Here is a 21,465-nt window from a genome sequence, read left to right as displayed (position 1 = left end):
GACTCACGCTTCCCCCAGTAATCCGCCGCGACAGCTACCGCTGCGACCCGCGCATGCTACCGGTCAGCCGGGTCCCCGGCATCCCGACCAGGCACAGGACGTTGCCGTCAGCAACAGCGTGATCCTCCAGCACCACGTAGTACATGTCCAGCTCGGACTGCTCGTACGGCTTCCCGACGAACGTTTTGAACGCCGTCGCGCACTGCTGCGTCGCGACCGTCTGGGTCTCCTCGGCGGACAGTCCGGCCAGGTTCGCCCGGACCTTGGCGTACGCCTCACCGGTATGCGCGATCGCACAGTCCTGGATCCGCACCAGCCGCAGGGTCTCCGCCTCGAGGTCCGCGTCGAAGCACTGCTCCACGCGCACCTCCGCGATCCCCACCGTGCGGCCGATCCCGGCCTTCCGTTCGCCGTACAGGTTGAGGCCGACTGCCACGCTGGTAGCGATCACCCAGCAGAGCGTGATCGCGAGCGCGCCGTACGCAAGGCCCTTGCCCCGCGCGCCGGTCCGTTTGATCCGGCGCAGCGCGATCCCGGCGAGAACCAACGCCACTGGCACCAGGCCGGGCAGGCTGGTCACAAAGGCCGCGACGGCGTAACGGTCCTGCTTTTGCTGGGCCGGCGTCGGGACGCCCTCCAGCCAGGACTCTGCCGACGGCAGCGACGGCCGCGCAGGCTGGATCGGAGAGGGCGGCTGGGTCATGTTGGTCCGTTCAAGCAAAACTGCCGAGCGTTCTGTTTTGCCCGGACACCCAGTCATCGGACTCGCCGGTCTCGGTGTTACATCGGCCGCCCGCTAACCGGACGCCACGACCGCGCCCTAGTCGGACGCCAGTCTCACGAACGGGCTGGCCGAGCCCTCGAACAGCGCGATCATGACCGCTTCCAGCGCCATCAGCGGAGCGACGTTCGTCACGATCGCCTCCCGGCAGCCTGACAAGGCGTCGATCCGGTGCAGCGTCTGCTCAGGTGTGGTCCGGGCTGCCAGCTGCTCGATCGGGCGACTGAGTTCGGCGTTGATCAGCTCGGCGCCGGCGTGGGTCTGCACAACCAGCACGTCCCGGTAGAGCGCGATCAGGTCGACCAGTGACCGGTCCAGCACGTCGCGTTCCCAGCGCTTCGCCCGAGCCTTCTGCTGCTCCTCGAGCTCCTTGATCGCGGCGCCCGCCTCGCGGGGCCGAGCGCCCTTGGTGCCGACGCCGAGCGCCTGCTCGAGCTCGGTCCGTTCCTTCTCGTCGACCTTCTCGGCGCTCGCCTTGGACTCTTCCTTGGCCGCGTCGACCAACTGCTGCGCCGACTTCAGGCACGCTCCGATGTCACGCAGCGCGAACGGAACCTCGAGCACCTTCGTACGGCGCTCCCGCACCTGCTCGTCCCGCGCCAGCGCCCGGGCCCGGCCAATGTGCCCCTGCGCGGCCCGCGCCGCGAACCCGGCGAGCTCCGCATCCACCCCAAGCTTGCTCGTCAGCATCTCCGCCACCGCGGCCACCGGAGGCGTCCGTAGCACCAGCAACCGGCACCGCGACCGGATCGTCGGTACGACGTCCTCCACGGTCGGTGCGCACAGCACCCAGACCGTCCGTGGCGCCGGCTCCTCGATGCTCTTCAGCAACGCGTCTGCGGCCTGCTCGGTCAGCCGGTCCGCGTCCTCGACCACCATCACCTGCCAGCGGCCCTGGGTCGGACTCATCGCGGCCCGGCGGACCAGTTCGCGGATCTCGCTGACCCGGATCGACAGCAGCTCGGTGCGGATCAGCGACACATCCGGGTGCGCACCGCTGAGCGCCGTACGGCACTCGTTGCACTCGCCACAGCCCTGGTTCGCACACTGCAGGGCGGCCGCGAACGCACGCCCGGCGTTCGATCGGCCGGATCCGGGCGGCCCGGTGATCAGCCAGGCATGCGTCATCCCGGCCACCGCCGCGCCCGTCTCCCCGCGCATGCCGGCCTCGGCCCCGGCCACAGCCTTCTTGAGTACGGCGATCGCCGGCTCCTGCCCGACGAGGTCGTCCCACACACTCATAGGTCCACCTTCGGGAGCATTGGCTGGAGTCGGGCTCTAATCTGCTGGGCGATGTCCTCGCGGTCCAGGGTGGCGTCGAGGATCAGGTAGTGCTGCGGCTCCGCGGCCGCGAGCTCGAGGAACGCGTTGCGGACCCGCTCGTGGAAGTCGTGCGACTGCGCCTCGATCCGGTCCCGTTCGGCGAACCGGCCGAGGCCGCTCCGCGGTGGCAGGTCGAGCAGGATGGTCAGGTTCGGCCGCAGGTCGTCGGTCGCCCAGCGGTTGACGCGCTCCACCTCGGACAGGTCCAGATCGCGCCCGGATCCCTGGTAGGCCAGGGCGGAGTCGACGTACCGGTCGGTGATGACGACCGCGCCCGCCTTGAGTGCGGGTTTGATCACCGAGTCCACGTGCTCGGCCTTGTCGGCGGCGTAGATGAGCGCCTCGGCCCGGTGTGAGATGTCGCCGGTGGCCGGGTCCAGCACGATCTGCCGCAGCGTCTTGCCGAGGTAGGTCGCGCCGGGCTCGCGGGTGAGCAGGACCTGCTGGCCGTGCTCCTTCAGCCACTCCACCAGCAGCGCGGACTGGGTCGACTTCCCCGCGCCCTCGCCACCTTCGAGCGCGATGAACAGGCCGGTCGTCGGATACACACCTGGAGTCTTGCCGAAGCTGCGCCGGACGTCACGCCAGAACGGGACGCCCGGTCGGTCGTCCATCTGCCGCCACGCGATCAGGCCGATCACCCCGGCCACGATCGCGGCGATCAGCATCGTCATCGAGGCACCGTTGTAGGTGGCCGACTTGCCTCCGATCGAGTACGTGTGCCGGCCGATCGCACCGGCGGCGAACGGCGCGATCGCCAGTGTCACCGCAAGCACTGTGCGTACGGCGGATTGCACGAAGGCGAAGGTCCGCCCGCGAACTGCGTCCGGCACCTCGAGACCGAGCAGCGTGTACCCGGAGACCCAGGACGCACCGGCACAGAACCCGAGCAGGATCGCGATCATGGTGGCGATCTCGATCTGCTGGATCAAGGCCAGTCCGGTCAGGCAGATCCCGGACCCGACCAGCCCGGCCGCGAACAGCCGGCGCCGGGACAGTCCGGAGAACAGCCGCGGCCCGAACCCCATGCCGAGGGCGAGGCCGCCGAAGACAGCACCGAAGAGCACGCCGTACCCGGGATCGCCGGCGCCGAGGTCCTCGACGTACGTGCGGCCGAGGCCGATGACCACCGCACCAGCGGCGAACGCCCCGGAGATGCCGACCACCAGCCCGCGGACCACCGGCGTACCGGTGACGTAGGACCAGCCCTCGACCATGGTCCGCCACAGCGTCGGGTGGTCCTCGTGCTCGTGCACCGCGCGGCCGATCTCCGCGACCGAGACGATCGCGAGGGCCGAGATCACGAAGGTCGCGGCGTTCACGTACACGGCCAGGTCGACGGCGAAATCGCCGGCCCAGCGGAAGACGAGGGTGATCGCGGTGAAGATGATCGCGGCCGGCAGAGCGGTCCCGTACGTCGTGATCAGGCTGATCTGGTTGGCCGCCTCGAGCCGGTGCCGGGGCACCAGGTTGGGCACGCTGGCGTCCTTGGCCGGGCCCCAGATCAGACTCACGATCTCGATCAGCACCGTTGCCACCAGCACCCAGGTGAGGGTGCCGACGATCGGGATGCTGACGAAGAACGCGGCCCGGACCAGGTCGCCGATGATCATCGTCCAGCGCCGGTCCAGCCGGTCCGCGATCCAGCCGGCCACCGGTCCCATCACCAGTGCAGGCAGCACGCGCAGGAACAGCACACCGCCGATGGCGAAGTTCGCCGCCTGGTAGTCGTCACCGGCGAACGCCTTCGCCATCGCGGTCAGCGCCAGCAGGCCGATCCAGTCGCCGAGGCTGGACAACCCGAACGCGATCCACAGCCGCCGGAACGCCCGGATCCGCAACACCGCGCGCACATCATGCGCCGGTGCGGGATCGGTCAGCGGGTCATATACCTCCGGCACACCCAAAGCCTAGTGCCTGGTCGAGGGACGTCGGTGCGACTAGCGGTGGTCCAGTCGTTCGCTGGCAAGGCGGAGGAGGAGAGCAATGCGGAGCATTGCGCGACGACGACAACGCCGCCAGCGGGCGTCTGGGGCGCCGCTAGGCGTGCCGCCGTCCCTCGACCAGGCACTTTAGTCGGCGGCATCGACAGCCCTCTGCAGTGCGGTCGTCAAGGCGTCGAGTGCCGCCTTCAGTTCGACCGGCGGCGGGAATCCGAAGCCCAGGCGGAAGACGCGCGGGTCGTCGCCGAACCAGTCGCCGTCGGCGAGCCGTACGCCGAGCTCAGCGGTCGCGGCACGGAATCGATCGAGGTCGACCTGCGGCTTGAGCCGGATCGTGCACAGCGCTCCCGCGTCCGGCCGGACCCACTCGACCAGGTCGCTGTGCGCCCGCACCCAGTCCTCGGTGCTTGCGATTCCTTCAGCCAGCCATGGCCGTCGTACGGCGAGGATCTCGTCCTCGAGTTCGAAGACGCGGACGGCGAGCGCCTCGGTCACCGGGGATGCGGACACCACCGTGTTGAACTTCGCGGTCACGAGCCGATCGACGAGATCCGCGTCGGTGCTGACGACCCACCCGATCCGCAGCCCGGCCGCGCCGTGGCACTTCGACAGCGACGCCACAGTCACCACCTTCGGCCCAAGATGGACCGCGGTCTCCGCGACCGGATCATCGCCGTACGACGCGGTGCGGTAGGTCTCGTCGACCAGCAGATACGCGTCGGGGCAGATCTCGTGCATGGCGGCGACGATCTCGCGCAGGGTCTCCGGCGGTACGGCGACCCCGGACGGGTTCTGCGGAGTCGTCAGGCTGACCAGTTTCGTCTGTGGAGTAAGGCGTTCGCGGACTGCGTCAGCCGTCAGTCGGTAGCCGTCGTCGAAGGTCAGTGGGATCACGCGGACGTCGGAACCCACGGATTCGTAGGCGTTGCGGGTCAGCGGGAACAGCGGCGCGGTCGTGACGACCTCGCCACCGTGATCCGCGAGCAGATAGGCGAGCAGGAAGATCGCATGCATTCCGCCGACCGTGACGACGACCTGATCGGGCCGTACGCCGTGCGCGTCGGCGATCGCGGTCCGGAGCCGGAGGTCGCCGGCGGCGGTGCCGTAGCTCAGCTCCAGGTCGCCCAGCTCGGGGGTGAGCAGGTCGGAGAGCCGGAGGTCGGGTCCGTAGCTCTCGCCCAGCTCATGGCGGGACTCTTCGTCGGTCAGGGACACGATGTCGTTGCGCGGGAAGGTGGCCATGCCGCCATCGTCCGGGACCGGCCCTGGCGACCCCAGAGCCAATCCGGCACAATTGGTTTGCAGATGAGACCAATCGAGGTGAGCGAGCGATTGGGGCGGTGGTCGTCGGGCCGCGGCCCGCTCTACGTGCTGCTCGCGGCCCGGATGCGGCGACTCATCGACGACGGCGAGCTCCCTCCGGGCGCGCTGCTGCCACCGGACCGCGCGCTGGCTGGGGCGCTGGCGGTCGGGCGTACGACGGTGGTTGCCGCCTACGAACTGCTGCGCTCTGAGGGGCGGATCACTCGGCACCAGGGCAGTGGGACGCGGGTGGCTGGAGTCCCGTCTGGGGCCGCGGTCGAGGACGCGCCGGTGGACCCGATCTTCCTCGACTCGCTGGAGTCGCACGATGACGGCGTACTGCTCGCGATCTGCGCCGCGCCGGAGGACCCGCCGCCGCAGGTCGCGGAGGCGTACGCGCGGATCGTGCCGGAGCTCGGGAGGATCACCGGCGACATCGGCTACTACCCGTACGGCGTACCGGTCCTGCGGGAGGCGATCGCTCGGCGCTATGCGGAGTACGGCGTACCGACGGTGCCGGAGCAGATCCTGGTGTCGAACGGTGGTCAGCAGGCGCTGTCGTTGCTGGCGCACACGCTGCTGTCTCCTGGGGATCAAGTGCTGGTCGAGGCGCCGACGTACCCGGGTGCGCTAGAGGCGTTCCGGGAGGAGGCCGCGGTGTTGCGCGGGTTGCCGGTTGGTCTGGAGGGGTTCGAGGCGGCGGTGCGGGAACGGCGTCCGGCGTTGGCTTATGTGATTCCGACGTACCACAACCCGACTGGGTCGGTGCTGTCTCCGCTGGCTCGGCAGCGGTTGGCGCGGGCTGCTGCGGCGGCCGACGTACCGCTGATCGAGGACGAGGTGCCTGCGGATCTCGGCTTCCCTGGTGAGCCGCGGCTGAAGCCGCTGGCGGCGTACAGCGATGCGGTGATCTCGGTCGGTTCGCTGAGCAAGAGCATCTGGGGCGGACTCCGTATCGGCTGGATCCGCGGACCGGCTCCACTGATCACCCGCCTGGCCCGCGTCCGCGCCGTCCACGACCTGGGCGGCAACGTCCCGACCCAACTCGCCGCCGCACACCTGGTCACTCAGCTCGACGACCTCGGCCTGGCTCACGACCTCCAAGCCCGCCACGACCACCTGCATGCTCTCCTGGCCGAACACCTCCCGACCTGGTACGTCCCCACCGTCCGCGGCGGCCAGACCCTCTGGGCCCGCCTCCCCCACGGCGACGGCAACTCCTTCGCCCAGTCCGCCCTCCGCCAAGGCCTGGCCATCCTCCCCGGCGCCGGCCTGGACATCACCGGCGCCGCCGACCCCTACCTCCGCCTCCACTTCCGAGCCCGCCCAGCCGACCTCACCGAAGCAGTAACCCGCCTGACCACAGCCTGGTCCACGTACCACCCCCCAGCCGACCGCGTATACCCCCGACCAGCCATCGCCATCTGACGCACCTGCAGCACTCACCAACCAGGTGATTCGGCTGTCGCCGGCCCGCAGCTGAGCGTGAACCGCGCGAGGGGCACCAGCTTGCTGAGTGGCACAGGTCCGGGCTCCACGGCGGACGGCCAGGCCATCACAAGGCGCACCTGGCGGTACCCGAGCGCGGGAGCCGCTCGGATGCGTCCTTGTAATGGCCTGCCGGTCCGCGTCGAGGCGCTACGCGGTGGTGAAGCGGAGGGTGAGGGTGGCGGGGGCGGTTTTGAGTTTGTCCCGGTCTGGGAGGGCTGGGCCGCAGGCGGCTGTGCCTACGCCGGTTTGGGCGATGTCGAGGGTGACGTAGGTGGTGTCGCCGGGGGTGAGGTCTGCGGTGTGTTTGGCGGTCTCCAGTGCCTGGGTGGTCCAGTCGCGGACGGTGAGGCCGAAGAGGGCGCCGAGCGCTTCGATGCGGAGGCCGCCGAGGGTGGCCCAGCGGGTGTCGATGCGGTGGCCGTTCTCCTGGGGGCGGACGTACGGCGTCTGCAGTTCGGCGACCGTGGCCGAGTACTTGCCGACCGCGGCGGCCTCGCGGGTGTCGACGTACGCCTCGTTGGGGCCGGTGCCGAACCACTCGACCCGCTCCACCTTCGGCAGCTCGAACGTGATGCCGAGCCGCGGCAGCACCTCCGGGAACTGGCCTTCGGGTACGACGTTCAGCTCGAGAACGACCGCACCGTCGACAGCCGTCCAGCGCCAGGTGCTGACGAGACCCCACTGCAGTTGCGGCGGCGCGGTCCGGGTGACGATCTCCCAGGCACCATCACGTTCGCCCTGCGACACGATCCGGTGCTGCACCCGATGCAGCCCCTGCTCACGCCACGCGTCCGCAACCCCTGGATTCGCGTCGTTGTCGATCGGCGCCCGCCAAACATCCAGCCGAGCGTTCCGAACATCCCCAAAGCCGATCCCACCAACGCCGGCAGTCACATTGGTGGCAGGCACACCTGAAGGAAGATCAGACCGGAGAGCCGGCTCGTCCAGCCGGATCTGGCCCCAGGCGATCCGGTGACCGGCAGCCGCCCAGGAAGTCGCCTCGCTGAGCTCAGCAGTCACCGTCACCCAGATCTCGGACTCCCCCCCGTCGACCCGCTTGTGCACGCCCGGCGGCAGCACGACCGTGGCGGTCTCACCCGGCGCAAGCACCGGCACCGGCAAGGTGCCTTCCCCGACGCGCTCACCCGCGACCTCCATCACCATCCGGAACGTCAGGTGGCTGGTGTCCAGCACCTCGTACCGGCTGGTCACCGATACCCCGCCGTTGCCATCAGCAACAATCCGCAGCGGCTCGATCACCTTGATGTACTCGAGCATGCCCGGCGACGGCGTCCGGTCCGGGAACAGCAGCCCGTCGCAGACGAAGTTCCCGTCGTGGATCGTCTCGCCGAAGTCACCGCCGTACGCGTAGATCTCGCGTCCGTCGATCGTGGTCCGGATCCCGTGGTCGATCCACTCCCAGATGAAGCCGCCCTGGCAGCGCGGGTACTTGTCGAACACCTCGCGGTAGTCGAGCAACCCACCCGGCCCGTTCCCCATCGCGTGCCCGTACTCGCACAGGATGAACGGCAGATTCCGGTACAGCGACGTGTCCGCCCCGATCTCCGCACACCCCTCCGGCGAGGTGTACATCCGCGAGTAGATGTCGACGAACTCCGCCTCGGTGTCGCGCTCGTAGTGCACCGGCCGGGACGGGTCGAGTTCCTTCGCCAGGTCGTACATCGCGCGCAGGTTCTCGCCCATGCCGCACTCGTTCCCGAGTGACCAGATGATGATCGACGGGTGGTTCTTGTCCCGGTGTACGGTGCGCGCCATCCGCGCGACGAGATCGTCGCGGAACCGCGGGTCCATCACCGGGTTCGGCAGCTTCGGCGGCTCCGGCTCGTACCCGAACCCGTGCGTCTCCAGATCGCACTCGTCGATCACGTACAGGCCGTACTCGTCGCACAGCGACAGGAAGTGCGGGTGCGGCGGGTAGTGGCTGGTCCGGACCGCGTTGATGCCGGCCCGCTTCATCAGCAGTACGTCGTCCAGCATGTCCTGCTCGGTCAGCGCGCGACCGCGGTCGGGGTGGAACTCGTGCCGGTTGACGCCGTTGAACAGCACCCGGTTGCCGTTGACCTCGAGTACGCCGTCGACGATCGCGACCGTCCGGAACCCGATTCGCAGCCGCACCTCACCACCGTCGGTCCGCAGCACACCGTCGTACAACCGCGGCACCTCGGCACTCCACGGCTGCACACTCTCGATCCGGGTGTGCTGGCCGGTCGGCAACTCCAGTCCCAACTCAGGCACCGACACCGTGCCCGGTACGTCGGACTCGACCAGCAGCGTGCCTGCGCCGTCGATGTGATCCCAGGCAGCCTTCACGAAGACATCGGTGGGAGCACCGGTCTTGAACGCGAGCAGATTCACCTCGCGGAAGATCCCGGACAACCACCACATGTCCTGGTCCTCGACGTAGCTGCCGGCCGACCACTGGTGCACCCGGACGGCGATCCGCGCTTCCTTGCCCGGAGCAACCAATTCGGTCAGGTCGAACTCCGACGGCAGCCGCGACCCCGACGACCAGCCGACCATCGTGCCGTTCACGTGGACGGCGAACCGCGAGTCGACGCCCTCGAACCGCAGCACCACCCGCGAACCGGACCAGTCCGCCGGGATCGTCACGGTCCGGACGTAGTCACCGGTCGGGTTGTCCGTCGGCACGTACGGCGGCTCGAGCGGGAACGGATAGACCACGTTCGTGTACGCCGGGGCGCCGTACCCGCTGAGTTGCCAGTGCCCGGGGACCGCGATGGTGTCCCACCCAGTGGTGTCCGGGTCCTTCAGGTCGTCGGGGGCGTCGGCCACGCTCGGGGACAGCCGGAAGCTCCAGTCCCCGCTGAGCGGGATCCGCTCCGCGTCGTCGTCCAGCCAGGCCCGCGGGGGAAGTACGCCCGCACCGGGGGCAAAGTCCTCGACATAGCTCAGGTCATCCGTCACACCCACCGACCCTAAGCCAAGCTTGTTCATGAATCCACACCGATGAACAGATATGGACAGGGGGACTCAGCCCTGGCACTCCACGCACACGCCGACCAGGGCGACCTGCTCGGGTGCCAACTGGAAGCCGAGCTCGCGCTGGACCTTCTTCCGGGCGGCCTCGAGGATGTCGCCGGGAGCGTCGTACACCGTGCCGCACTCGGAGCAGCGCAGGTGCAGGTGGCGAGGCGCGAGATCCCCAGCCAAGTGGTACGTCGTCCCCGCGCGGCCGAGGTGGACGTGGGTGACGAGGCCGAACTCGCCGAGCGCGTCCAGCGCCCGGTAGACCGTGGCGCGGTGGATCCCCGGACGCAACTCCTCGGCGCGCTCGCCGATCTGCTCGGCGCTGAGGTGCTCCTCCGTGCCGGCGAGCACCTCGACGACCGCCAGCCGGGCCGGTGTGACCCGCTCGCCCCGGTCCCGCAGCCGTTGCGCGGTGACCTCGACAGCACTCGTCACATCGGCCTCCTCAAGCTACGACTTCTTCGCGGCCGTCTTCTTGGTCGCCGTCTTCTTGGTCGCCGTCTTCTTCGCGGCGGCCTTCTTGGTGGTGGTCTTCTTGGTCGCCGTCTTCTTGGCAGCCGTCTTCTTCGCCGCGGTCTTCTTCGCCGGCGACTTCCGGGCCGTCTTCTTCACCGGTCCACGGGCCCGCTTGTCGGCGAGCAGCTCGGCCGCGCGCAGCAGTGAGATCGAGTCGACCGAGTCGTCCTTGCGCAGGGTCGCGTTCGTCTCGCCGTCGGTCACGTACGGACCGAAGCGGCCCTCCTTGACCACGACCGGCTTGCCCGACTCCGGGTCCTCGCCCAGCTCCTTCAGCGGCGGAGCCGCGGCCCGACGGCCACGCTGCTTCGGCTCGGAGTAGATCTTGAGAGCCTCCTCGAGCGTGATGTCGAACATCTGCTCCTCGGTCGCCAGCGACCGCGAGTCCGTCCCCTTCTTCAGGTACGGCCCGTAGCGCCCGTTCTGCGCCGTGATCTCCTCGTCCGTGGATGGATCCTTCCCGACCACCCGCGGCAGCGACAGCAGCTTCATCGCGTCGCCGAGGTCGATGCTCTCCAGCGTCATCGACTTCAGCAGCGAACCGGTCCGCGGCTTGGCGCTCTTCGGCGCGTCCTCCGGCAGGACCTCGGTCACGTACGGCCCGAACCGCCCGGCCTTCGCGACCACCTTCAGCCCGGTGTCAGGCGCGTTACCCAGCTCGTGCTCGACCCCGGACGGCTGGCTGAGCAGCTCCTGGGCCTTGTCCACGGTCAGCTCGTCCGGCGGCAGGTCCTCCGGCACGTTGGCGCGCCGCTCGTCCTTGTCCTCGACGTACGGCCCGTAGCGACCGACCCGGAGCACGACCCCGGAGTCGTCGCCGCCGACCGGGAACGTCGACATCTCGCGGGCGTCGATGTCGCCCAGGTCGCTGACCATCGACTGCAGGCCCTCGACGCCGTCGTCACCGAAGTAGAACCGGCCGAGCACGCCCTCGCGCTGCAGGTTGCCGGCCGCGACCTCGTCGAGGATGTCCTCCATCGACGCGGTGAACGTGTAGTCGACGAGCCGGGTGAAGTGCTCCTCCAGCAGCCGAACCACCGCGAACGCCAGCCAGGCCGGCACCAGCGCCTGGCCCTTCTTGTAGATGTATCCGCGGGCCACGTTCGTCCCGAGGATGGTCGCGTACGTCGACGGGCGGCCGATCTCGCGCTCTTCCATCTCGCGGATCAGCGTGGCCTCGGTGTAGCGGGCCGGCGGCTTGGTCTCGTGCCCGGAGGCGAGCACCTCGACCGCGGGCAGTACGTCGCCCTCGGTCACGTCGGGCAGCCGGGTCTCCTGGTCGTCCGTCCCGGCGGACGGATCGTCCGCGCCCTCGACGTACGCCTTCAGGAAGCCGTGGAAGGTGATCACGCGGCCGGACGAGGTGAACTCGCACTTCTCGCCGGTCGACGCGGTCGCGTCGATCCGGATCGAGACGCTGCGGCCCTCGGCGTCCTTCATCTGGGACGCGATGGTGCGCATCCAGATCAGCTCGTAGAGCCGGTACTCCGCACCGGACAGACCGGTCTGCGCCGGGGTCTGGAAGACCTCACCGGCCGGCCGGATCGCCTCGTGCGCCTCCTGCGCGTTCTTCACCTTGGAGGTGTAGACGCGCGGCTTGTCCGGCAGGTACGACGCGCCGTACAGCTCCCGGACCTGGGCCCGGGCCGCGGTGATCGCGGTGTCGGACAGCGTGACGCTGTCCGTACGCATATAGGTGATGTTGCCGTTCTCGTACAGCCGCTGGGCGATCTGCATGGTCTGCGAGGCGGACATGCCGAGCTTGCGGCCGGCCTCCTGCTGCAGCGTGGTGGTCCGGAACGGCGCGTACGGCTTGCGGGTGTACGGCTTGGACTCGATCGACCGGACGGAGAACTGCGAGTCGCGCAGCGCACCGGCCAGTGCGGTCGCGGTCGCCTCGTTCAGATGGACCGTGTTCTGGCTCTTCAGCTCACCGATCGAGCTGAAGTCGCGCCCCTGAGCGACCCGCCGGCTGTCCACCGAGATCAGCCGGGTCGGGAACTGCCGGGGCGAGCGACCCTCACCCGCGTCGAGGGTGGCGTCCAGATCCCAGTACGACGCGCTGCGGAACGCGATCCGCTCCCGCTCCCGGTCGACCACCATCCGGATCGCGACGGACTGCACGCGGCCCGCCGACAGCTTCGGCATGACCTTCTTCCACAGCACCGGCGAGACCTCGTAGCCGTACAGCCGGTCGAGGATCCGGCGCGCCTCCTGCGCGTCGACCAGCGCCTCGTCGATGTCGCGGGCGTTGCCGACCGCGTCCTGGATCGCCTTCGGCGTGATCTCGTGGAAGACCATCCGCTTCACCGGGACCCGCGGCTTCAGCTCCTCCAGCAGGTGCCAGGCGATCGCCTCGCCCTCGCGGTCCTCGTCGGTGGCCAGGAAGAGTTCGTCGGCGCCCTTGAGCAGGTCCTTCAGCTTGCGGATCTGGGCCCGCTTGTCCGCCGGTACGACGTACAGCGGGTCGAAGTGGTCCTCGACGTTGACGCCGAGCCGCGCCCACGGCAGGCCCTTGTACTTCGCCGGGATCTCGTCCGCTCCGCTCGGCAGGTCGCGGATGTGGCCGAAGCTCGACTCCACCACGTACCCGGACCCCAGGAAGCCGGCGATCATCCGCGCCTTCTTCGGCGACTCGACGATCACCAGGCGGCTGCCCGCTGATGTCTTCGTCCCTGCTGCCCCTGCCACTGCGCTCCTTGCTCTCGCTCTCGTCCTGCCGGCAACGTCCATGACTGTACGTCTGTTCCCCCGGGCACAGATCGACCCCGTCCGAGGACAGGGTACGGCCGACGGCAACACATTTCTCAACGCACGGTAACCGCTGCCACCCCCGGTCCGCCTCCCAGGGTTTCAGAAAGTGGCGAACCACCCACAGTCGTCGCGCGTCGCGGCGCGGCCACCTCCCGGCCCCCGGTGCTGCCCCGAGGGTACGCCGTCTCAGCGGGCGAAACGGATCTCCGGGTATTTCGGGGAGTCGCCACGCAGCAGCAACCCGGGCCGCCGGCGCAGGGTCTGGTCGAAGAACGCCACGAGGTATTCGCGCTGCGCGAGCACGCTGCGCGCGGGGTCGGCTTTGCCGACGAGGGCCGTCATCACCGAGGTGATGATCGGGTCGTCGCCGTAGATCTCACGGAACAACTGGTCGAAGACGAACTGGTAATCGGTGAACGCCTTCTGCTTCGCGCCGGCCAGCCGCAGGTTCAGCTTCCAGCCGCGCTGGGCCTCCCAGAAGCTGGCCCAGGACTTGTCGTAGTTCTCCTGGTCCGGATCGGTCCGCTGGGTGGTGTCCGATCCGAACAGCAGGAACGGCTGGTCCAGACCCTTACGCGCGACCTCGCCGAGCGGACCCTTCGCGAGGTCGTCCTGCAGGGTGCCGTCCAGGTCCAGGCCGGCCGAGATCCGGCGGTCCTCGAGCAACGTGTTCGCGGTCGCATAGCCACCGAGCGAGAAGCCGAACATGCCGACACGGCGCAGGTCGAGCCCGGCCGCCATCCCCGGCGGGAGGTCGTTGCCCTCGGCACCGGGGTTCTGCCCGGCGGCGATCAGCTCCAGCTGGTCCAGCACGAACCGCGCGTCGGCTGTCCGGGTCTCGACTGCCTTCCGGGTGAAGACCGGATCCGGCAACTGGGAGGCCGGTACGCCAGGCAGGAACCGTCCACCCGGGAACTCGACCGGCGTCTCGTGCGTGTGGTCCATCGTCACCACGACGTACCCGCGGCTGGCCAGCTCCTCGACCTGGGCAGTGTTTACGAACCGGCTGTACTGATAGCCGGGAGAGAACAGTACGACGGGGTGCCGCATCGGCTGCATCGGCGCGTCCACGCGGGAGTGCGTCTCGGTACCGGCGAAGTCGAACGAGCCGGGTGGCAGCGCGAGGCCGTACTCACCGGTCCAGGTGTTGTCCACCTCCTTGGCGGTCCGGGCCGGCATGTACTTCGCGAACGGCGCCGAGCCGACCACAGAGGCCGGATACCAGATGCTGATCATCAGCTCCCGCCGGCCGCTCGGCATGCTCGGGTCCGGCCGGGACTGATCGATGAGATGGACGGCGGTCGTCCCGAGCGCCTTGCGCCCGGTCGGCGCCGGTACCTCAAAGGTCACCGGGTGGAAGTCGGGGTCGTCCTGCTCCGGGTCGAACCGGACGGCTCGAGCGACGCCGGGAGCGGCCATCGCCAGACCTGCGGCCAGCCCTGCCGTCAGCACACCGCGCCTTGTGTGACTGGTGGTGCGGATGGGACGCCTGTTCGCCATGCGACTCATCGTCACGGCCACATTTCACCCCGTGATAGCGACCTCGTCTCAACTTCATGACGGCGAGCTGATGACAACCGCCGACGGGTGAGCTTCAATGAGCGCACTCTTGTTCATAGATGCGTGAAGTGAGGCAGTCGTGAACATCTCCGCCCGCATGAAACGTTCATTAGTCGCCGTGGCTCTGATCGCCGGCGCTCTTGTGCACACGGCCGCTCCTGCGCGGGCCGACAGCACGGCGCTCGGTGACGTCACCGGCTTCGCGGCCGACAAGGCGACGTACACCCTGACGGCCGGTGCCGCGAAGGTCCGGGTCGTCTTCCTGAAGGACGACGTGTTCCGGCTCTGGCTGGCGCCCGACGGGAACTTCACCGACCCGGCCGGTACGCCGCCCACCGACCCGAACGAGCCCGCGTCGACGATCGTCACCAAGACCGACTACGGCACCCCGCACACGTCCTGGCGGGACCGTGGCTCGTACTACTCGCTCACGAGCGGCAAGGTCGAGGTCCGCGCGCAGAAGCACCCACTCAAGTTCAGCGTCTACCGCAGCAACGGCCAGCTGGTCTGGGCCGAGACGGCGCCGCTGTCCTGGGACGACACGTCCACCACCCAGTCGCTGGGCCGCGGACCGAGCGAGCAGTTCTTCGGCGGCGGCATGCAGAACGGCCGCTTCTCGCACCGCGACCAGACGATCACGATCTCCCGCGACTTCAACTGGGAGGACGGCGGCAACCCGAACGCGTCGCCGTACTACATGAGTACGGCCGGGTACGGCGTACTGCGGAACACGTTCAGCCCCGGTAGCTACAGCTTCACCGACCCCGTCGTCACCAAGCACGACGAGCAGCGGTTCGACGCGTACTACTTCATCGGCGACCTCAAGACCTCGCTGGACCGCTACACCGAGCTCACCGGCCGCCCGTTCATGCCGCCGATCTACGGACTCGAGTACGGCGACTCGGACTGCTACAACCGCGGTCACTACGGGACGGACCCCGATCCCAGCAACGACTGGAAGGTGCACCCGGACAAGGTGACGACGCTGGACGCGGTGAAGGTCGCACAGCGGTTCAAGGACGAGGACATGCCCGGTGGCTGGATGCTGGTCAACGACGACTACGGCTGCGGCTACTCCGACGACACCGACTCCGAGCAGGTCGACGGCACCTGGTGGGGCAAGCGTGAGATCCCCGCGCTCAAGCAGACCGGTGACGAGTTGCGCGACCGCGACATCCAGATGGGTCTGTGGACGCAGTCGTCGCTGGACCGGCAGCCGGACGAGGTCGGCGAGGCCGGAGTGCGGGTACGCAAGCTGGACGTCGCCTGGGTCGGTCCGGGCTACCGGCACGCGCTGAGCGCCTGCGACACCGCGCACGACGGCATCGAGCAGTACAGCAACGCCCGCGGCTTCGCCTGGATGGTGGAGGGCTGGGCCGGTGCGCAGCGGTGTGCGGTGCAGTGGACCGGGGACCACAGCGGTTCACTGGACGCCATCAAGTGGCAGATCCCGGCCATCACCGGCTCCGGCAACTCCGGCATCGCCTACAGCGCCGGCGACGTGGACGGCATCTTCGGCGGCTCGGCCACTTCGTATGTGCGGGACATGCAGTGGAAGGTGTTCAACCCGGCCTTCATGACCATGTCTGGCTGGGCCACCCCGGCGATCAAGCAGCCCTGGGCGTACGGCGAGCCGTACACCTCGATCAACCGCAAGTACCTCAAGCTCCGCGAGCGCCTGCTGCCGTACTTCTACACGTACGCCGCCGAGGCGCACCGGACCGGCGCACCGCTGAACCGGTCGCTGGTGCTGGAATACCCGAACGACCCGAAGACCTGGGACGACACCACGAAGTACGAGTTCCTGGCCGGTGAGGACTTCCTGGTCGCGCCGATGTGGGGCGCGGACGAGGTGAAGAGCGGGATCTACCTGCCGAAGGGTCAGTGGATCGACTACTGGACCGGCCGGGTCTACAACGGCCCGACGACCGTCAACGGCTACCACGCCGCGCTCGACACGCTGCCGCTGTTCGTGAAGGCGGGTGCCGTCGTACCGATGTGGAAGCAGGGCATCAACTCCGCGGCCGAGCAGGGCTTCGGTGACCGGCTCACGCTCGACATCTACCCGCAGGGCAAGTCGTCGTTCAGTCTCTACGAGGACGACCGCGTCACTCGTTCGCAGAAGTCCGCCACCCAGACCTTCACCGTGGACGCGCCGACGCAGGACCGCGGCGACGTGACGGTGAAGATCGGCGCGAGTGTCGGGACGTACGCCGGTAAGCCCGCAACCCGTCCGTACGAGCTGACGGTCCACACCGGCACCGCACCGCGCGAGGTCACCGTGGACGGCCGCAAGGCCAGTTGGACCTATGAGAACGGAGTGGTCCGGGTACAGACGGCAGCAATTTCCACCGCAAGCAACGCGGTGGTCCGACTCAGCGGGACATCTTCCGTCGGTGGTCCCGATGTGGCGAACACCTTCGGCACGCCTGAGCTCACCACGCCGTCGTTGTGGAACGCTCCGGGCCAGGCGACCGAGGTCACTGCCACGTTCCGCAACGGCAGCCCGACCACGATGCGCAACGTGAACCTCGCGCTCCAGCCGCCGGCTGGTTGGACCGTCGCCGGGCAGAAGGTGTTCGACACCGTCCGGCCTGGGCAGACCGTGACGACCAAGCTGCAGGTCACTCCCGGGGCGGACGTGAAACCGGCGAGCTTCACGTTGGAGCTCGCTGCGACTTATGTTGCGCAAGGTAACAGCTACACGAACAGCGCGGTCGCGACGGCTCAGTTGCCTTATGCCTCGTTGTCTCAGGCAGCGAACGTGGTCGGTGTCAGTGACGCGGCAACCTATGCCCAGGGCAACTTCGATGGATCCGGCAACAGCTACAACGGAGAGGCACTTGCGGCGGCCGGCTACACGCCGGGCGCGACGGTGACCGTCCAGGACGCCGAGTTCACCTGGCCGACCGGGGCACCAGGAACGCCGAACCTGGTGAAGAACCAGCCCGCTCCGATCCTTGTCTCGGGCACCGGTTCGCATCTGGCGCTCCTGGGCGCAGGCGCGAGTCTCAACGCCCGCGGCTCGGTGACGATCATCTACACCGACGGCACCGAGTCCCAAGGCACGTTCCAGCTCCCCAACTGGTGCTGTCAGGACCCGGCCACCGGTGGAGCCAAGCTGGCGGTGTCGGTGAAGGGCCGCTACACCCCTGCGGGTCTCGCCAACACCACGACGGACTACCGGGTCTTCTACACCGCCGTACCGCTCGATCCGGGCAAGACGGTCAAGGCGATCAAGCTGCCCGGCGGTGGGCTCGGGTTCTTCGCCGCCACGATCGCCGACAAGCCGTTGCCTCCGGCACCGACTGGTGAGCAGTGGGTGAGTGACCTGGAGTTCCTCGACTCGACGAACGGCTGGGGACCGGTCGAACGGGACCACAGCAACGGCGAGGACGGAGCCGGTGACGGCGGTCCGATCACCCTCGACGGCGTGCAGTACGCGAAGGGGCTCGGGACCCACGCGGCGTCGTCGGTGAGTGTCCGGATGGGCGGCAACTGCAAGACCTTCACCGCCAAGGCCGGGGTCGACGACGAGATGGAGGACCGCGGCAAGGTCAGCTTCAAGGTCCTCGTCGACGGGACCGCGAAGTACACCTCGGACCTGCTCACCGGTACGTCGCCGACCGCGAACGTCTCGGTGGACGTGACCGGAGGCCAGACGTTGACGCTGCAAGTCACCGACGGCGGCGACGGCGTCACCAGCGATCACGCCGACTGGGCGGAGGCCAAGCTGAGCTGCAACCCATAATGGCTGGATGAACGAACTGACGGGGACCGACGTGGACGCGCTGCGGGAGGCGTTCACACAAGCCGGGTACACGGTCGAGGGAGTGGCCGCCCGGCTGGGTCCTCAGGCGAACGGTGCGCTGGCCCGCAACGAGACCACTCTCGCGGGCCGGCGCACCTCGTCCGGTGACGCCCTGGACACGATCATCCGGTTGTTCCTGCTGCAGCACGACGTACCGGAATCCCTTGTCCTGCAGGCTTTTCCGGGCATCGATCTGGTTGCGCTCGGCATCATCGCGGTCGACGGCGGCTCTGCCCGAGCGCGCCTCGACATCCGGCCGTACTCCGAGGACGACCGGCAGTGGTGGGTGATCGCCGACCTGACGCCCGGCCTGGACGGGCGGCGCGAGCCGATGCGCAGCGACTATGCGCTCGGGATCTCGTCAGCCAGCCTCAGCCTGGTCAACCTGACCGTGCCGGTCAAGGCTGAGCGGGCTCTCGACATCGGCACCGGCAGCGGGATCCAGTCACTGCATCTGTCCAACCGGGTCAACCAGGTTGTCGCCACCGACGTGAACCCGCGCGCCCTCCGGCTGGCCCGGTGGACGGCCGCGCTGAACCGGATCGAGCTCGACGTCCGCGAAGGCAGTCTGTTCGAACCGGTCCGGGGTGAGCGCTTCGACCTGATCGTGAGCAACCCGCCGTACGTGATCTCACCGCCGGGCGACGATCAGCTGACGTACCGCGAGACGGGGTTCGCCGGCGACTCGCTCGTCGAGCAGTTGGTGCGGCAGGCGCCGGACCACCTGACCGACGGTGGCTGGTGCCAACTGCTCGCCAACTGGACGTACGTCCGCGGTGAGGACTGGCGTGACCGGATCGCTGCGTGGACAGGCGATCGGTCCGCCTGGGCGGTGCAGCGCGAGCAGCTCGACCCGTCCGAGTACGTCGAACTCTGGCTCCGCGACGCCGGAGTCCCCGGCACACCGTCGTACACCTCTCAGTACGACGCCTGGATGCGGTGGCTGGACGCGCAAGAGGTCGAAGCGATCGGCATGGGCTGGATCACCTTGCACAACGTGACAGGGACGCTCGTGGCCGAGGAGTGGCCGTACGAGATCGAGCAGCCGATCGGTCCGCACGTACTGCACCGGTTCGAGCGGGCCGAGGGAATGCCGGCCGACCTGACCGGGCTGCATCTGGTGGTCGCGGACGACGTGATCCAGGAGACGACCGGGCGACCGGGCGCGGAGGATCCGGCGACCATCGTGCTCCGGCGCCAGCGCGGGATGCGGCGGGCGGAGCAGGTCGACACCGTGCTGGCCGGCTTCGTCGGTGCGTGTGATGGGGACCTGAGCGCCGGACAGATCCTCGCTGCGCTGGCCGAGCTGTTGGATCGCCCGGCAGTGGAGGTCCTGCAGGACTACTTGCCGCAGATCCGGCGCCTGGTGGTGGAAGGGTTCTTGGACTACTAGAGCTGTCCGCGGCGGCGGCGTTTCTCGGCGTACATCCGCCGGTCCGCCTCGGTCAGCAGTTCGCCGACCGCGATGCCGTCGGTGCTGCTGGCCTGGCCGATGCTCAGCCGCAGCATCGTGAACCACGGTTCGACCGCGCTCGCCGCGACCCGGTCGGCCGTGGACTTGATCCGCTCGACCAACTCCTTCGCGCCGCGCTCGTCCGGGTTGTCCAGCACCACGACGAACTCGTCCCCGCCGGCCCGTGCGACCACGTCCTCGGCACGACATTGCTCGGTGAGGAGCTGGCCGACCCGGCGCAGCACCGCGTCGCCGCAGGCGTGCCCGTAGCTGTCGTTGATGACCTTCAGGTTGTCGACGTCGATGGCGATCACCGCGACCGACCGCGCCGCGGCGCGGGCCACCGACATGCGTTCGTCCAGCGCGCGCCGATTACCCACACCGGTCAGCGGATCCTCGCGCGCCGCACGCCACTCCGCGTCGTGCCTGATCGACAGCTCATGGTTGGCCAGTGCGGTCCGTACGGCGTACAGACCGCGTAGCCGCTCCGCCCACCAGCCCCTGGTGATCGCCCGCGCGTACTGCAGGCCGGTCACCGCTCCCGCGTCACCTGACTCGGCAACGATCCGCACCGCGGTGTGCCGGATCAACGCCTCCACCGGTGGATCCGAGGTCGGTGGAAGATCGGTGCCGGCCCGGTCCGCGGCCTCCATCGCATCGTCGAGTTGGCCCATGGCGGCGTACGCCTTGGCCAGATAGGCACCTGCGATCGCGGCCAGCTCCAGGTCGCCCAGCTTCGCCAGTTGGTCCCGGCAGTCCTTCAGGATCACCGTGGCTTCGGCGGCGTCAGTGTCGTCGTTGCTGGCGGCCAGCCACATCCGCCCGGCGATCGGCCAGTACCCGAGCAGGTCGGCGCCGACGATGACCTCGATCGCCTCACCGGCCCACCGGCGCGCCTCCCGCCGCCGTTCGGCGATCTCCTCGCCGTACGACGTGTCGCCGAGCCGCTCGAGCTCGTGCGCCCAGCGGAGGTTGGACTCGGCCAGGTTCAGTCGGTTGATCGCCGGAGCCTCGGCCAGGCCGAGTGGATCGTGGTCGCCCTCGGCGGCCAGTTCGAAGTGCGGGATGCACAGCTCGTACAGGCGGAGCAGATCGTAGGCGTAGCCGAGGCCGGTGTGCGCCCAGGCGGCCAGGCCGAGATCGCGGGTCCGGGAGAGCGCGTTCTCCGCCGCGACCAGGTCGGCGACCGAGTCACCGCCCTCGCCGGTGCGGATCAGGGTGACGATGCGGATGGCGATCGCGTTCGCCTCCCAGCCTGGCTCGTCGATCGCCCGCGCGACCCGGATACAGGCGTCGACCGCGTCCAGGGCCTCCATCGCGTCGGTGGCGTGGTGCGCCGCGACGGCTCGCACGTACTCGGCCGCGGCGCGCTCGTGCGTGGGCTCCGGCCCGAGTTCGTCCAGCAACCGGTTGATCTCGGTCGCCGCCTCGGCCGGATTCCCCGACTGGGCCCGGGTCATCGCCGCCGCGATCCGCGTCGTCACCCCCGACGTCTCGCGCAAGAAACCTCCCCTGAGTGCGT

12 protein-coding genes are annotated in these 21,465 nt (G+C 68.9%); 3 read left to right on the top strand and 9 right to left on the bottom strand.

The window, feature by feature from the left end:
• Positions 1-34 precede the first annotated feature (34 nt).
• From E0H73_RS27810 to E0H73_RS27795, 4 genes are all read right to left on the bottom strand, one after another.
• The gene (locus tag E0H73_RS27810; RefSeq protein ID WP_131361527.1) at positions 35-703 is read right to left on the bottom strand and encodes a DUF4190 domain-containing protein; all 669 of its coding nucleotides are present in this window, start codon (positions 701-703) and stop codon (positions 35-37) included.
• Positions 704-820: 117 nt separating this feature from the next.
• Complete coding sequence (locus tag E0H73_RS27805) at positions 821-2,023, bottom strand: DNA polymerase III subunit delta' (protein WP_131361526.1); 1,203 nt, start codon at positions 2,021-2,023, stop codon at positions 821-823.
• A complete protein-coding gene (gene tmk / locus E0H73_RS27800) occupies positions 2,020-4,005 on the bottom strand; it encodes a dTMP kinase (protein ID WP_131361525.1) in 1,986 nt (661 codons plus the stop codon). Before tmk ends, E0H73_RS27805 begins: the two co-directional genes overlap by 4 nt.
• 171 nt (positions 4,006-4,176) lie before the next feature.
• A complete protein-coding gene (locus E0H73_RS27795) occupies positions 4,177-5,289 on the bottom strand; it encodes a pyridoxal phosphate-dependent aminotransferase (RefSeq protein ID WP_131361524.1) in 1,113 nt (370 codons plus the stop codon).
• A 63-nt stretch (positions 5,290-5,352) separates the two neighbouring features.
• Between E0H73_RS27795 and E0H73_RS27790 the strand changes: the two genes are divergently transcribed.
• Complete coding sequence (locus E0H73_RS27790) at positions 5,353-6,777, top strand: aminotransferase-like domain-containing protein (protein WP_131361523.1); 1,425 nt, start codon at positions 5,353-5,355, stop codon at positions 6,775-6,777.
• A 210-nt stretch (positions 6,778-6,987) separates the two neighbouring features.
• Here E0H73_RS27790 and E0H73_RS27785 read toward each other — a convergent pair whose 3' ends face one another.
• The 4 genes from E0H73_RS27785 to E0H73_RS27770 all read right to left on the bottom strand — a co-directional run bounded on the left by E0H73_RS27785 (position 6,988) and on the right by E0H73_RS27770 (position 14,619).
• Positions 6,988-9,786: a glycoside hydrolase family 2 TIM barrel-domain containing protein gene (locus E0H73_RS27785; protein ID WP_238164309.1), complete on the bottom strand. Its 2,799-nt coding sequence runs from the start codon at positions 9,784-9,786 to the stop codon at positions 6,988-6,990.
• A 66-nt stretch (positions 9,787-9,852) separates the two neighbouring features.
• The gene (locus E0H73_RS27780; protein WP_131361521.1) at positions 9,853-10,284 is read right to left on the bottom strand and encodes a Fur family transcriptional regulator; all 432 of its coding nucleotides are present in this window, start codon (positions 10,282-10,284) and stop codon (positions 9,853-9,855) included.
• A 15-nt stretch (positions 10,285-10,299) separates the two neighbouring features.
• Positions 10,300-13,056 carry a type I DNA topoisomerase gene (gene topA, locus E0H73_RS27775; protein ID WP_272949154.1) on the bottom strand — a complete coding sequence of 919 codons (2,757 nt, stop codon included), beginning with the start codon at positions 13,054-13,056 and terminating at the stop codon, positions 10,300-10,302.
• 249 nt (positions 13,057-13,305) lie between these two features.
• On the bottom strand, positions 13,306-14,619 hold the full coding sequence (locus E0H73_RS27770; RefSeq protein WP_165555843.1) for an alpha/beta hydrolase: 1,314 nt from the start codon (positions 14,617-14,619) through the stop codon (positions 13,306-13,308).
• 157 nt (positions 14,620-14,776) lie between these two features.
• On the opposite strand from E0H73_RS27770, the gene E0H73_RS27765 reads away from it, so the two are divergent.
• Both E0H73_RS27765 and E0H73_RS27760 read left to right on the top strand, forming a co-directional pair.
• Positions 14,777-18,430, top strand: coding sequence for an NPCBM/NEW2 domain-containing protein (locus E0H73_RS27765; protein ID WP_131361518.1), 3,654 nt, complete (start codon positions 14,777-14,779; stop codon positions 18,428-18,430).
• A 7-nt stretch (positions 18,431-18,437) separates the two neighbouring features.
• Positions 18,438-19,883: a DUF7059 domain-containing protein gene (locus E0H73_RS27760; protein ID WP_131361517.1), complete on the top strand. Its 1,446-nt coding sequence runs from the start codon at positions 18,438-18,440 to the stop codon at positions 19,881-19,883.
• Here the strand turns inward: E0H73_RS27760 and E0H73_RS27755 are convergent.
• Positions 19,880-21,445 carry a GGDEF domain-containing protein gene (locus E0H73_RS27755; protein ID WP_131361516.1) on the bottom strand — a complete coding sequence of 522 codons (1,566 nt, stop codon included), beginning with the start codon at positions 21,443-21,445 and terminating at the stop codon, positions 19,880-19,882. The genes E0H73_RS27760 and E0H73_RS27755 overlap by 4 nt on opposite strands.
• Positions 21,446-21,465: the final 20 nt, after the last annotated feature.

It is taken from the genome of Kribbella pittospori (assembly GCF_004331465.1).
GTDB lineage: Bacteria > Actinomycetota > Actinomycetes > Propionibacteriales > Kribbellaceae > Kribbella > Kribbella pittospori.
This window is presented reverse-complemented; position numbering and strand designations above follow the sequence as displayed.